The organism is Bosea sp. (in: a-proteobacteria) (genome assembly GCF_023953965.1).
In the GTDB taxonomy this organism is placed as follows: domain Bacteria; phylum Pseudomonadota; class Alphaproteobacteria; order Rhizobiales; family Beijerinckiaceae; genus Allobosea.
Genome location: NZ_JAMLIX010000001.1, coordinates 1,908,412 through 1,921,510 on the forward strand (window position 1 = coordinate 1,908,412; position 13,099 = coordinate 1,921,510).

Genomic DNA, 13,099 nt, shown 5'->3' on the forward strand with positions numbered 1-13,099 from the left:
CATGAGGTATTTCGAGGATTTCATGCCGGGCACGCGCGGGCGCTCGCGCAGCCTCACCGTCTCGCAGGGCGATATGCTCGCCTTCGCCACGCGCTATGACGCGCAGCCGTTCCATGTCGATCCGGTAGCCGCCGAGGCGAGCTTCGTCGGCCGGCTGATCGGCTCGGGCTGGCACAGCTGCGCGCTGATGATGCGGCTGGTGGCGGAGGACTTCCTGCTCGACGCCGCCAGCATGGGCGCGCCGGGCATCGAGGAGGTCAAGTGGCTGCGCCCCCTGCTACCCGGCGACAGCGTCGGCATCCGCTACGAGGTCATGGAGAGCAAGGCGTCGCGCTCGCGCCCCGAGATGGGCCTCGCGCTCTTCCGGCTGGCGCTCGTGAACCAGCGCGACGAGCCGGTGGTGGAGCAGACCAACTGGGTCATGTTCGGCCGCAAGGGGTCCGGCACCGTGCCGCTGCCGGCCGGCGACTGGCTCAGGCATGCGCCGCATTACGAGCGCCCGGCCGTCGAGAGCCCGCTGGAGGCGCCTTCGGCGCCGCCGATGCCGCTGCGCTACTTCGAGGAGATGACAGTCGGCGACAGCCAGGAGCTCGGCAGCTTCGTCTTCACGCCCGACGAGATCCTCGCCTTTGCCCGCAGCTTCGATCCGCAGCCCTTCCACATGGACGAGGCGGCGGCGCGCGCGAGCTCCTTCGGCCGGCTCGTCGCCTCCGGCTGGCATACGGCCGCGGTCTGGATGGCCTGCATGGCCACGCAACGCAAACGCCAGGCGGCGGCGACACCGGGGCGCCCGGTGCGGCTCGGCCCTTCTCCGGGCTTCAGGAATCTGCGCTGGTCGAAGCCCGTCTTTGCCGGGGACCGCATCACCTATCGCTCGCGGATCGTCGACAAGCGCGAGAGCGCCTCGCGGCCGCAATGGGGGCTGTTGTTCCACCACAACACCGGCACGAACCAGCATGGCGAGCAGGTCTTCAGCTTCGACGGCTGTGCTTTCGTCGAGCGAGATTCCGGCTGAGACTGCCTCAGCCGAGCTTGCCGTAGCCGGCGAACCGGGCGGCGACGCGCTCCATTTCCGCGGCATCGAGGATGACCGGATCGAGTCCCGCCGCCAGGATGTCGAGATACTGCCCCGCCAGGTTCTCGACCTCGGCCACGATCGCATGCGCGCCCGCAAGCGACTGGCCCAGCGCGATCACGCCGTGATTGGCGAGGAGCACGGCCTTGCGACCCTGAAGCCCCTTCACCGCGTTGGCGGCGAGCTCCGGCGTGCCGAAGGTGGCATAGTCGGCGCAGCGCACATCGGCGCCGCCGCACAGCGCGATCATGTAGTGGAAGGCGGGGATGCCGCGCCGCGTGCACGAGAGGGCCGTGGCGCGCGGCGAATGGGTGTGCACGATCGCCTGCGCGTCCGGCCGCGCCCGATAGATCGCGACATGGAAGGGCCATTCCGAGGACGGCTTGCGAGCGCCTTCCAGGACGGTGCCGTCGAGCGAGAGAGAGATCAGGTCCTCCGGCGTCGTCTGCGCATAGGGCAGGCCCGAGGGCGTGATCAGGAGCCCCTCGCCGAAGCGGGCCGAGACATTGCCCGATTTCGACGGGCAGAATCCCGCCCGGTCGATCGCCTGCGCGACCGCGACGATGTCCTGCCGCAGCTCCATTTCGCTCATGTCCTGCCCCTGCGTTGCGCGAGCCGGCCGCGCCGATGCCCGATGATGCGCCCGCACGGGCGGCCCGCCAATGAAAAAGGCCCCATCGGCGGGGCCTTTTCCGAAAGCGATCTCAGGCCGCCTCAATGGGCCGGCGAGCCGTCCGGCATGCGCGACCAGACCTTCTTCTTGGTGTAGTAGAGCAGGAAGGCGAAGATGATGAGGAACCCCATCACCTGCAGGCCGATGCGCTTGCGCTGCTCCAGATGCGGCTCCGCCATCCACATCATGAAGGCGGCGATGTCGCGGGAATACTGGTCGACGGTCTCCGGCGCCTGCGGCTGGCCGTCCTCCCCCTTCGGATACTCGACCTGCCCGTCGGAGAGCGGCGGCGGCATCGCGATCAGATGGCCGGGCATGTACTCGTTGTAGTGCTGCCCGGGCAGGAGCTCGGGGAAGCCGGCCGGCGGGTCCTTGTAGCCGACCAGCAGGGCATGGATGTAGTCCGGCCCCTGCTCCTGATACTGGGTGAAGATGTCGAAGACGAAGGTCGGGAAGCCGCGGGTATAGGTGCGGGCCTTGGCCAGCACCGAGAAATCCGGCGGATAGGCGCCGCCCTGGGCCGCGCGGGCGGCCTGCTCGTTCGGGAACGGCGAGGGGAAGCGGTCGGCCGGGCGGCCGGGCCGCTCGAACATCTCGCCTTCCTCGTTGGGGCCGTCCTTGATCTGGTAGGTCGCGGCGAGCGCGGCGATCTGCCCGGTCGTGAATTCCGGGCCGCCGCGCTCCGACAGGTTGCGGAAGGCGACGAGGCTGGCGCCGTGGCAGGCGGCGCAGACCTCCTTGTAGACCTTGAAGCCGCGCTGGAGCTGAGCCCGGTCGTAGGTGCCGAGCGGCCCGGAGAACGACCAGTTCAGCGATGGCGGCCTGGGGCCGCCCTCGGCGGCCTCGGCCGCCGGCTGGAAGAGCGCCAGGGAGAGGCCGGCGGCGAGCCCGGTCAGGGCGAGACGAAACGCGGTTGTGCTCATGGTCCCGTCAGCCCTTGACGTTCGGTTCGGCGGCGATGGCGGTCGCGACGCGCGCCGCCGAACCGCCCTTGGCGGAAGCGAGCACGGCATCGGCGATCGAGGTCGGCAGCGCCTTCGGCCGCTCGAACAGGCCGACGATGAACAGCGCGATGAAGTAGCCGAAATACAGCGCGGTGAAGATCTGCGAGGCGATGACGTAGCCGCCCTCCGCCGGCATCGCGCCGAGATAGCCGAGCCCGATGCAGACCACCACGAAGGCCCAGAACAGCTGGCGCCCGATCGGCCGGTAGCTCATCGACTTGACCTTGGAGGTGTCGATCCAGGGCAGGAAGGCGAGCACGACGATGGCCGAGCCCATGGCGATGACGCCGCCGAGCTTGTCGGGGATGGCGCGCAGGATCGCGTAGAACGGCAGGAAGTACCATTCCGGCACGATATGCGCCGGCGTCGCCGCCGGGTTCGCCGGGATGTAGTTGTCGGCATGGCCCATGAAGTTCGGCTGGTAGAACACGAACCAGGCGAACAGGATCATGAACACGACCATGCCGAAGATGTCCTTCACCGTCGCATAGGGCGTGAACGGCACGGTGTCCTTGTCGACGTTCTTCACCTCGACGCCGGTCGGGTTGTTCTGGCCGACGACGTGCAGCGCCCAGATGTGCAGCACGACGACGCCGAAGATCATGAAGGGCAGGAGGTAGTGCAGCGAGAAGAAGCGGTTCAGCGTCGGGTTGTCGACCGAGTAGCCGCCCCACAGATAGGTCACGATCGTCTCGCCGATCACCGGCAGGGCCGAGAACAGGTTGGTGATGACGGTCGCGCCCCAGAAGGACATCTGGCCCCAGGGCAGCACATAGCCCATGAAGGCGGTGGCCATCATCAGGAGGAAGATGACCACGCCGAGGATCCAGAGCACCTCGCGCGGCGCCTTGTAGGAGCCGTAATAGAGCCCGCGGAAGATGTGCACATAGACGGCGATGAAGAACATCGAGGCGCCGTTGGAGTGCAGGTAGCGCATCAGCCAGCCATAGTTCACGTCGCGCATGATGTGCTCGACCGAGTTGAAGGCGAGCAGCGAGTTGGCCGTGTAGTGCATCGCCAGGATGATGCCGGTGACGATCTGCGCCACCAGCATGAACACCAGGATGCCGCCGAAGGTCCACAGGTAGTTCAGGTTGCGCGGCACCGGATAGGACACCGCGGAATCATGGGTCAGCCGGATGATCGGCAGGCGCGCATCGAGCCAGCGTTCGAAGCCGGTCTTCGGGACGTAGGAACTGTGACCACTCATGAAGAATGCCTCAAGGCTGTCTCATCTTGGCGGGGAAGCATCGGGCGCGTCGCTCAGCCGATCCGGATCTTGGTGTCGCCGGTGAAGGCGTAGGGCGGCACCGGCAGGTTGAGCGGCGCCGGACCCCTGCGGATGCGGCCCGAGGAATCGTAGTGCGAGCCGTGGCAGGGGCAGAACCAGCCGTCGAAATCGCCCTTCGGCTCGCCCGGCGCGTTGCCGAGCGGCACGCAGCCGAGATGGGTGCAGTTGCCGTAGACGACGAGGAAGGGCTCGTGCCCGGGCTTGGTGCGCTCCTGGTCGGTCTGCGGGTCGCGCAGCGTCGCGACGTCGACCGCGAGCGCCTCCTGGACTTCCTTGCCGGTGCGATGGCGCACGAAGATCAGCTTGCCGCGCCAGAACAGCTTGATCGCCTGGCCTTCGGCGATGGGAGCGAGATCGACCTCGATCGGCGCGCCGGCAGCGACCGTCTGCGCGTCGGGAGCGAGCTGGCTGACCAGGGGAATGATGACAGCCCCGATGCCGACGGCGCCGGCGGCGCCGGTGGCGAGCATCAGGAAATCGCGGCGGGTTGTTCCGGTCGATGTATCGGTCGCGTGCGCCACGATCCAATCCTCTTACACGTCTTGCGAGCTGTAACAGCTCGAATTGATCGCCTCTCGCCCTCATAGGCGCGCGTCGCGCCCGCTGCAATGCGGCGGTGCGTCACCTTCGGCTCTTTGACATGCAGATTGGACGAAGTCTACTGTTGCGAGCGTGGCCGGCGCGCATGGCGCACAGGCGGCGGACGAAGACCTCAGACGGTAAGCTCGTCGGGATCGGCGGCGGCCAGGAAGCCGCCCGATTGCCGCGCCCAGAGCCTCGCATAGAGCCCGCCGCGCGCGATCAGTTCGTCATGGCTGCCGCTGTCGACGATCCGCCCGCCGTCGAGCACGATCAGCCGGTCGAGCGCGGCGATGGTCGAGAGCCGGTGGGCGATCGCGATCACGGTCTTGTCCCGCATCAGCGCGGAAAGCTGCTGCTGGATCGCGGCTTCCACCTCCGAGTCGAGCGCCGAGGTCGCCTCGTCGAGAATCAGGATCGGTGCGTCCTTGAGCAGCACGCGGGCGATCGCGATGCGCTGGCGCTGCCCGCCGGAGAGCTTCACGCCGCGTTCGCCGACGCGCGAATCGAAGGCCTTGCGGCCGTCCTGGTCGCCGAGGCCCTGGATGAAGTCGTGCGCCTCGGCCTGCCGGGCGGCCAGCGCGATCTCGGCCTCGCTCGCGCCGATGCGGCCATAGGCGATGTTGTCGCCGATCGAGCGGTGCAGCAGCGAATTGTCCTGCGTCACCATGCCGATCTGGGCGCGAAGCGAATCCTGCGTGACATGGGCGATGTCCTGCCCGTCGATCAGGATGCGCCCGCCCGCGAGCGGATAGAGCCTGAGCAGCAGGTTCACCAGCGTCGACTTGCCGGCGCCGGACGGGCCGACGAGCCCGACCCGCTCGCCAGGCCGGATCGCAAGGTCGAGCCCCTCGAACAGCCCCTGCGGCCGGCCGTAGTTGAAGCGGATCTTCTCGAAGACGATCGCGCCCTTGTCGACGATGAGCGGCACGGCGCCCGGAGCGTCGGGCAGGTCGTGGGGCTTGGCGATCGTCTCCATGCTTTCCTGCACCGAGCCGATGTTCTCGAAGATGCCGCGCACGAGATGGATCAGCCAGCTCGACATCTGCACCAGCCGGAGCACGAGGCCGATGGCGGCGGCGACCGCGCCCGGCGTCATCTCGCCCGCGCTCCAGAGCAGGAGCGCAAGCCAGGCGGTGGCGACGACCAGCAGGCTGTTCATCGTCTGCAGGATGACGCTGACGCCGGTGATCAGCCGCGACAGAGCGAGGAAGGAGGCGTTCCAGCGCGACAACGAGTCGCGCACCGCGGAGCGCTCGGCATCGGCGCGCGCGAACAGCTTCACCGTCAGGATGTTGGTGTAGGAATCGACGATGCGCCCCGTCGTCGTCGAGCGGCCGAAGGAATTGGCCTCCGAGCGCTTCCTGGCGCGCGGCACGAAATAGATCAGCAGCGCGACGTAAGCCCCGAGCCACAGCACCACCGGCAGCGCCAGCCACAGGCTCGTCCTGCCGAAGAAGCCGATCGCGACCGAGGCGAAGACCAGCGCGTACCAGAGATCGTCGATGATCTCGATCGTCGCGCCGCGGATCGCGGGGCCCGCCTGGATGACGCGGGCGGAGAGACGCCCGGCGAAATCGTTCTGGAAATAACCCAGCGCATGACCCAGCGTGTAGACGTGGTTGCGCCAGCGGATCTGGTTGGTGATCTGCGGCACCACCACCTGGTCGACGATGGCGTGGTTGGCGAAATAGATCAGCGGCCGGACCACGAGGAGCAGGAAGGCGGCGCTCGCGAGCAGCCAGCCATGGTCGCGGAAGATCGTCTGCGGCGACTGGGTCGCGAGCAGGTCGACGAACCAGCCGACCATCAGATACATCGCCGCCTCGATGCCGCTGAAGCCCAGGCCCGTCAGCATGATCAGGGCCATCCAGCCCCTCACGCCCTTGATGTGGTACCACATGAAGGGCAGCACGCCGCGCGGCGGCGTCTCGCCTTCATCGAAGGGGGCGAAGACGTCGATGCGGCTTTCGAGCCAACGGAAGAGGGACGCGAACATGTCTGCCCTCCTCTGGATCGGCATCACGACGGAATCGAGGCATATGACCCCTGCCGGGGCGGTTCGCCAGCCTGCTTGACGCATATCGGCGTGTCGCCGCATGACGGGAGCCATGCTGCGCCTCGCCCTTTTCCAGCCGGATATCCCGCAGAACGCCGGCACGATGATCCGCATGGCCGCGTGCCTCGGCCTGGCGGTCGACATCGTCGAGCCGGCGGCCTTCGATGTTTCCGACCGGCATTTCCGCCGCTCCGGCATGGATTATCTCGAGCGCGCCACGGTCCGGCGTCATGACAGCTTCTCAGCCTTCGATCGCTGGCGGCGCGCGGCGGGCCACCGCCTCGTCCTGGCCGAGACCGACGGCGCCGTCGCCTTGCCCGGCTTCGCCTTCAGGCCCGGCGACATCGTCCTGGTCGGGCGCGAATCGGCCGGTGTGACGCAGCAGGCGCGCGCCGCCGCGGAGGCCAGCCTGCACATTCCGATGCGGGCAGGGTTGCGTTCCCTCAATGTCGCGCTGGCGGCGGCGATGGTAATGGGCGAGGCATTGCGACAGACTGGCGGCTTCCCCGGCCGCGATGGAACCGAAGATGGCCACGTCCAAGCCTGCTGAATCTCCCGCCACCGTCGAAGCGCTGAAGCTCAGTGCCTCCGCCTGGTTTGCGACGCTGCGCGATCGCATCTGTGCCGCCTTCGAGGCGGTCGAGGACGAGGCGGCCGGTCCTTTCCCCGCCGAGACGGACATGGCCGGGCGCTTCGTCCGCACGCCCTGGCAGCGCATCAATCATGACGGCGCGCTCGGCGGCGGCGGCGTGATGTCGATCATGAAGGGCCGTGTCTTCGAGAAGGTCGGCGTGCATGTCTCGACGGTGCATGGCACCTTCCACCCCGATTTCGCCGGGCAGATCCCCGGCGCGGCGCAGGATCCGCGCTTCCACGCCACCGGCATCTCGCTGATAGCCCATCCCTGGAATCCGCATGCGCCGACCGTGCACATGAACACGCGACTCGTGGTGACGACCAAGCCCTGGTTCGGCGGCGGCGCCGACCTGACGCCGGTCCTCGACGCGCGCCGCAACCAGGACGATGCCGACGCGCGCGATTTCCATGCCGCGATGCGCGTCCCTTGCGAGCGCTTTCCCACCGTCGCCGACTATCCGCGCTTCAGGAACTGGTGCGACGAGTATTTCTTCCTGAAGCACCGCAACGAGCCGCGCGGCATCGGCGGCATCTTCTACGACTATGTCTGGACCGGCGAGCCTGAGGCCGATTTCGCCTTCACCCGCGCCGTCGGCGAGGCTTTCCTCGGGGTCTATCCGGACATCCTGCGCCGCAACATCGGCAAGCCCTGGAGCGAGGCCGAGCGCCATGAGCAGCAGGTGCGCCGCGGCCGCTATGTCGAGTTCAACCTGCTCTACGACCGCGGCACGATCTTCGGGCTGAAGACCGGCGGCAACGTCGATTCGATCCTGTCCTCGATGCCGCCGACGGTGCGCTGGCCCTGAACGACCCCGCTCCATCATTTGCATGACGCTCCGGCAGCGGCGGGGCACCAGTCTGTTCCTTTCCCTGGATGGAGCGGACGATGGCTCGAAGCGCCCTGATGACACCGGAGGACTATCTCGATCTGCTGCAGGCGCTGCCTGTACCCGGCTATACGGGCTATCCGGGCGGGCTTGTCTCCATAAGCTCCTACATGTCGGCCAATCCGCAATTCGGCGGGAACGCCAAGGCCGGCAAGCTGCTCTACCTCCTGCAGAAGCTGACCAAGGGCAAGCCCGAGAGCGCCCTGCTGAAGCAGGATGACGTCAGGCGGGTCTTCACGGGCCAGGGCCTGCCGATGGCTTTCGGCATCGTCATGTCGCTGGTGAACACGTACCGCGCAGAGATCGCGAAGGACCCTGGTTTCAAGGCTTATTTCAAGGAGCGCGACTTCCTGCAGGAGATGTGCGACGGCGGCGTCTTCGGCGTCGACTGCATCGGCTTCGTCGGCGGCTACATGGTGCAGGCGGGGCTCGACGCGCGCTATGCCGGGCGCGCCCCGATCGACTTCGCTTCCGTCTTCAAGCCGGTGAGGTCGCTCGACCAGGTACGCAAATACGGCGCGGTGATGCTGACGAACGGCTTCCACGTCCAGCTCATCAACAATGTGGGGGAGGTCAAGAACGGGCGGCTATCGATCGAACTCTGCCAGAGCAGCTCGGGCGGCCCGCAGACCAATACCGGGGTCACGCTGACGCAGCCCCATTCGGGCGGGAGCTTTCTGCCGATCGATGACTTCCGCAGGGCCAAGGCCAGCAATCAATATCAGGCGGAGTGGGAGGCGGACAACCGCGCGCGGGAACGGGACAACAAGCCGAAGCGCAGCTACGAAAGCTTCCTTCGCGAAAAAATGACGGTGACAGGCCGGCAGTTCGGCCATCGAGACGGCGCGATCTTCCAGCTCGCCCGCAATGGCGACCTCCCCAATCCGGTTGGCGGCTCGGTCTATGTCGGCGTCGTCGAGAACGGCGGCATCACGATCAGGGGGCGTTGAGCCGCCACGGCCCGGTCGAGGAACGCGAGCTGCGCCTCCAGCCCCGCAGGCGCGCCGGCCTCGATCCATAGCCGCCGCGCTTCGTCGAGCAGCCGCCCGACCCACGGCCCCGCCGGGATGCCGCGCGCCATCAGCTCGTGCCCGCCCGGCAGGAACGGCGGGGTCAGCTCGAGCCGGGCGGCGAGATTACGGGCATCCGCGCGCGTCTCTTCACCGGCCGAGGCCGTCAGCAGGGCGAGCGCCGCCGTGGCCGCATCCCGCCCGGCCTGGCCGGCGACCTGACGCAGCCGCTCCAGCGACGGCAGGCGCTCTCCCCCGCCGAGCGCCTCCAGCGCCCGCGCGATCCGCTCGATCCGGTCGAGCTCGGTATTGGAGAGCCGCAACCTTTCGCGCAGCCGCGCCGCATCCTCGCTGACCAGGACCGCCAGCGCCGCCAGCCGGACGATCGGATCGGCATCGCCGACGCCCGAGAAGCGTGCCAGATGCGGCACGCCGCCGATCACCGGCACGATCAGCCCGGCACCGGCCATCGCCCGCAAGGTGCCGATGACGCCGGGCGCCACCAGGAGCTTCATCAGCTCCGCCCTGACCCGCTCGCGCGACAAGCCGGCAAGCCCGGCCCGGCCGGCGATGCAGGCGCCGAGCCCTTGCCGGTCCGGCTCGCCCGCGCCGTAGCGGGCATGGAAGCGGAAGAAGCGCAGGATGCGCAGGTAATCCTCGCGGATGCGGGTTCCGGCATCGCCGATGAAGCGGACGCGGCGGTGCTTGAGGTCGTCGAGCCCGCCGCAATAATCGTGGATCGTTCCGTCGCGGCTGAGCCCGAGCGCGTTGATCGTGAAGTCGCGCCTCACCGCATCGGCAGTAAAATCGCGGCCGAACGCCACCTTGGCGCGGCGCCCGTCCGTCTCGACGTCGCTGCGCAGCGTCGTCACCTCGAAGCCCGCGCCCTCGGCGACCAGCGTCACCGTGCCGTGCTCGATGCCGGTCGGCACCGCCTTGAAGCCGGCGGCCCGGCCGCGCCGCATCGTCTCCTCCGGCAGGGCGGTGGTGGCGAGGTCGACGTCGCTCGCCGGCTCGCCGAGGAGGAGGTTGCGCACTGCCCCGCCGACGATCCGCGTCTCCTCGCCATCGCCGTCGAGGGCGCCGAGAAGGCGCGCCAGCGCCGGCTCGGCGAGGAAGCGGGCGATCGCGCCGGCGCGCTTCGGCTTCATTTGAAGCGGCCGGGCACCAGGACCCCGTTCTCCATGTGCGGCGGCTCGTAGACGCCACGGCTGCGCGGCGCGATCACCCCGGTATAGACGAACACGGCGATGGCCAGCACGCAGCCCGCCACCGCGAGCGCGAAGACGTGGCGGCTCCAATGCTCGACATCGAAGGGGTTGCGCCGCTTGACGACGAGATAGCCTGCGAAAATGCAGAAGGGCAGGACGAAGAGCAGCACCTCTTCGATGATCACGCGCAGCATCGGCTTCGTCGTTCCCTGGCGCGACCGTCGCGCGTTCGTCTATACCGCCGTGAGCCGCTCATAGAGGTTGCGGATCATGCCGGCGGTCGCCCCCCAGATATAGCGGCCCTCGAACGGCATCGCATAGTAGGTGCGAAATTGCCCCTTCCATTGCCGGCCCTCGCGCTTGTGATTGGCCGGATCGAGCAGGAAGGAAAGCGGCGTCTCGAACGCCTCGTCGACCTCGTGGGGGTTGATCGTCAGCGCGAAGGGCGGCTCGACCAGCGCCACCACCGGCACGATCCGGTAGCCGGTGCCGGTGAGATAGGCATCGAGGAAGCCGAGCGTGCGGATGCGCTCGCGGGCCAGGCCGATCTCCTCCTCGGTCTCGCGCAAGGCCGTGACGACCGGCGAGCCGTCGACGGCATCGACCCGCCCGCCGGGAAAGGCGATCTGCGCCGAATGGTTGCGCAGCGCCGCGGCGCGCTGCGTCAGCAGCACGGTCGGCCCCTGCGGGCGCGGCACGATGCCGATCAGCACGGCGGCCGGCACGGCGCGCCTCTCGTCGGGGACGGGCACGGGCGAGGGCTGGTTGTCATGGTCGCCGCGCGGCCGCGCGATCACGTCGCCGAACCGGGGCGGCTCGGACCTGAGCCTCTGGCGCGCCAGCGCCGCGAAAGCCTCGGCGCTCAGATCGAGGGCGGATTCCGATAGGTTCAACGCTCGATGCCCCCGATCCCGTCCGCCGGCAGCGCCGGATGAAACTCTCCCGCCGCGGCCACTCCGAACATCGCCCGCCCTTCGACCTCGCGCACCTCGCCGAGCGCGAGCAGGTCGTAAGCCAGCGCCCGCGTCAGCCTGGCCCAGAGGCCGTGCCGGACATGGACATAAGGCTTCAGCCCGTCCTGCGCAGCCCGCTCGAAACGCAAGGCGTGGTCCGGCCCGACGCAGACCAGATCGTCGACTTGGGTCCGGAACGCGATGGTGCGGCGCTCGCCTTCGCCGTCGACCTGCATCTCGACCGCCTGAAGCGGCGCATCCTCGACCGTGATCCCGACCTTTTCCACCGGGGTCACGAGAAAGTAATCGTCGCCCTCGCGCTTGAGGACGGAAGAGAACAGCTTCACCAGCGCCGGCCGGCCGATCGGCGTGCCCGTATAGAACCAGGTGCCGTCGGCGGCGATGCGCATGTCGAGATCGCCGCAGAAAGGCGGGTTCCAGCGCTCCACCGGCGGCAGGCCGCGGGCTTTGCCCGCGCCGAGCGAAGCCATCAGGCGCTCCATCGCCCCTCCCGGTCCCGTCATCGCATCCTCCCCGGCCGCTGGCTGCATCGCGAGCGCATCGTGTTTCCGCCTTGAACTCCACATAATCGTGAAGCCGAGATGATGTGTACCGTCTCATTCGGCGCTTGAGCCGGCGGGGCGGCCCGTCCACATTCGGCACGGGTCAAGGCAAGGCTAAAGGTGAGGAGACCGACATGGCGGCGCAAGCCCGCGCGAGCGAGACCAACCCCGCGATCGATCTCGACAGCGGCATCGTCGAGGCGGCGGAAGCGGCGCTCGATGCCATCGGCACGGCGCGCAAGGAGATCGGCCAGGTCATCTTCGGCCAGCAGAAGGTCGTCGACCTCTCGCTGGTGACGCTGCTCTCGGGCGGCCACGGCCTGCTCGTCGGCGTGCCCGGCCTCGCCAAGACCAAGCTCGTCGAGGCGATGGGCGTCGTGCTCGGCCTCGCGGCGCGGCGCGTCCAGTTCACCCCGGACCTGATGCCCTCCGACATCCTCGGCTCCGAGGTGCTCGACGAGACGGGCGACGGCAAGCGCCATTTCCGCTTCATCAAGGGGCCGGTCTTCGCCCAGCTCCTGATGGCGGACGAGATCAACCGCGCCTCGCCGCGCACCCAGTCGGCCCTGCTCCAGGCGATGCAGGAGCACCACGTCACCGTGGCCGGCGAGCGCTACGACCTGCCCGCCCCCTTCCACGTGCTGGCGACGCAGAACCCGATCGAGCAGGAGGGCACCTATCCGCTGCCCGAAGCCCAGCTCGACCGCTTCCTGCTCGAGATCGACGTCGGCTATCCCGACCGCGAGGCCGAGCGGCGCATCCTGCTGGAGACCACCGGCGCCGCCGAATACAGGCCGGCGCAGGCGATGACCGCCGAGACCTTGATGTCGATCCAGCGCCTCGTGCGCCGGCTGCCGGTGGGTGAGGCGATCATCGACGCGATCCTCGACATCGTCCGTGCCGCCCGCCCCGGCGAGGGCGAGGCTTCGGTCACCGACAAGCTCTCCTGGGGGCCCGGCCCCCGCGCCAGCCAGTCGCTGACGCTGGCGGTGCGCGCGCGCGCCCTGGTCGAGGGCCGGCTCGCGCCTTCGGTCGACGATGTCGCGGCGCTGGCCGTGCCGGTGCTGAAGCACCGCGTGGCGCTGACCTTCGCCGCCCGCGCCGATGGCGAGACCGTCGAGGCCCTGATCGGCAAGCTCGTGGAACGGCTGGGATAGG

The 13,099-nt window shown here is 68.6% G+C and carries 14 protein-coding genes; 5 read left to right on the forward strand and 9 right to left on the reverse strand.

What is annotated here, in order from left to right; all coding sequences use genetic code 11:
- Position 1 precedes the first annotated feature (1 nt).
- The gene (locus M9917_RS08765; RefSeq protein ID WP_297252793.1) at positions 2-1,015 is read left to right on the forward strand and encodes a MaoC family dehydratase; all 1,014 of its coding nucleotides are present in this window, start codon (positions 2-4) and stop codon (positions 1,013-1,015) included.
- Between the two features lie 7 nt (positions 1,016-1,022).
- On the opposite strand, the gene M9917_RS08770 is transcribed toward M9917_RS08765, so the two are convergent.
- The 5 genes from M9917_RS08770 to M9917_RS08790 all read right to left on the reverse strand — a co-directional run bounded on the left by M9917_RS08770 (position 1,023) and on the right by M9917_RS08790 (position 6,621).
- Positions 1,023-1,667, reverse strand: coding sequence for a class II aldolase/adducin family protein (locus tag M9917_RS08770; protein ID WP_297252795.1), 645 nt, complete (start codon positions 1,665-1,667; stop codon positions 1,023-1,025).
- 122 nt (positions 1,668-1,789) lie between these two features.
- On the reverse strand, positions 1,790-2,671 hold the full coding sequence (locus M9917_RS08775) for a cytochrome c1 (RefSeq protein ID WP_297252798.1): 882 nt from the start codon (positions 2,669-2,671) through the stop codon (positions 1,790-1,792).
- A gap of 7 nt (positions 2,672-2,678) precedes the next feature.
- Entirely contained in the window at positions 2,679-3,962 is a 1,284-nt protein-coding gene (locus tag M9917_RS08780) for a cytochrome b (RefSeq protein ID WP_297252800.1), read from the reverse strand.
- A 53-nt stretch (positions 3,963-4,015) separates the two neighbouring features.
- The gene (gene petA, locus M9917_RS08785; RefSeq protein WP_297252803.1) at positions 4,016-4,564 is read right to left on the reverse strand and encodes a ubiquinol-cytochrome c reductase iron-sulfur subunit; all 549 of its coding nucleotides are present in this window, start codon (positions 4,562-4,564) and stop codon (positions 4,016-4,018) included.
- A gap of 191 nt (positions 4,565-4,755) precedes the next feature.
- A complete protein-coding gene (locus M9917_RS08790; protein ID WP_297252804.1) occupies positions 4,756-6,621 on the reverse strand; it encodes an ABC transporter ATP-binding protein in 1,866 nt (621 codons plus the stop codon).
- 112 nt (positions 6,622-6,733) lie between these two features.
- On the opposite strand from M9917_RS08790, the gene M9917_RS08795 reads away from it, so the two are divergent.
- The 3 genes from M9917_RS08795 to M9917_RS08805 all read left to right on the forward strand — a co-directional run bounded on the left by M9917_RS08795 (position 6,734) and on the right by M9917_RS08805 (position 9,154).
- Positions 6,734-7,231 carry a tRNA (cytidine(34)-2'-O)-methyltransferase gene (locus M9917_RS08795; RefSeq protein ID WP_297254794.1) on the forward strand — a complete coding sequence of 166 codons (498 nt, stop codon included), beginning with the start codon at positions 6,734-6,736 and terminating at the stop codon, positions 7,229-7,231.
- Positions 7,209-8,123, forward strand: a complete 915-nt coding sequence (hemF, locus tag M9917_RS08800) for an oxygen-dependent coproporphyrinogen oxidase (RefSeq protein ID WP_297252806.1) — start codon at positions 7,209-7,211, stop codon at positions 8,121-8,123. Before M9917_RS08795 ends, hemF begins: the two co-directional genes overlap by 23 nt.
- An 80-nt stretch (positions 8,124-8,203) precedes the next feature.
- Positions 8,204-9,154, forward strand: coding sequence for a hypothetical protein (locus M9917_RS08805; RefSeq protein WP_297252808.1), 951 nt, complete (start codon positions 8,204-8,206; stop codon positions 9,152-9,154).
- Here the strand turns inward: M9917_RS08805 and M9917_RS08810 are convergent.
- Genes M9917_RS08810 through M9917_RS08825 form a run of 4 tightly spaced genes read right to left on the reverse strand, consistent with a single transcriptional unit; the run spans position 9,106 to position 11,902 of the window.
- The gene (locus M9917_RS08810) at positions 9,106-10,365 is read right to left on the reverse strand and encodes a CCA tRNA nucleotidyltransferase (RefSeq protein ID WP_297252810.1); all 1,260 of its coding nucleotides are present in this window, start codon (positions 10,363-10,365) and stop codon (positions 9,106-9,108) included. The genes M9917_RS08805 and M9917_RS08810 overlap by 49 nt on opposite strands.
- Positions 10,362-10,619 carry a DUF6111 family protein gene (locus M9917_RS08815; protein WP_297252813.1) on the reverse strand — a complete coding sequence of 86 codons (258 nt, stop codon included), beginning with the start codon at positions 10,617-10,619 and terminating at the stop codon, positions 10,362-10,364. The genes M9917_RS08810 and M9917_RS08815 overlap by 4 nt, the downstream gene beginning before the upstream one ends.
- A gap of 39 nt (positions 10,620-10,658) precedes the next feature.
- Positions 10,659-11,318: a CoA pyrophosphatase gene (locus tag M9917_RS08820; RefSeq protein ID WP_297252815.1), complete on the reverse strand. Its 660-nt coding sequence runs from the start codon at positions 11,316-11,318 to the stop codon at positions 10,659-10,661.
- Entirely contained in the window at positions 11,315-11,902 is a 588-nt protein-coding gene (locus M9917_RS08825; protein ID WP_297252817.1) for a DUF1285 domain-containing protein, read from the reverse strand. Before M9917_RS08825 ends, M9917_RS08820 begins: the two co-directional genes overlap by 4 nt.
- A 173-nt stretch (positions 11,903-12,075) precedes the next feature.
- Between M9917_RS08825 and M9917_RS08830 the strand changes: the two genes are divergently transcribed.
- Complete coding sequence (locus M9917_RS08830; protein ID WP_297252819.1) at positions 12,076-13,098, forward strand: AAA family ATPase; 1,023 nt, start codon at positions 12,076-12,078, stop codon at positions 13,096-13,098.
- Position 13,099 lies beyond the last annotated feature (1 nt).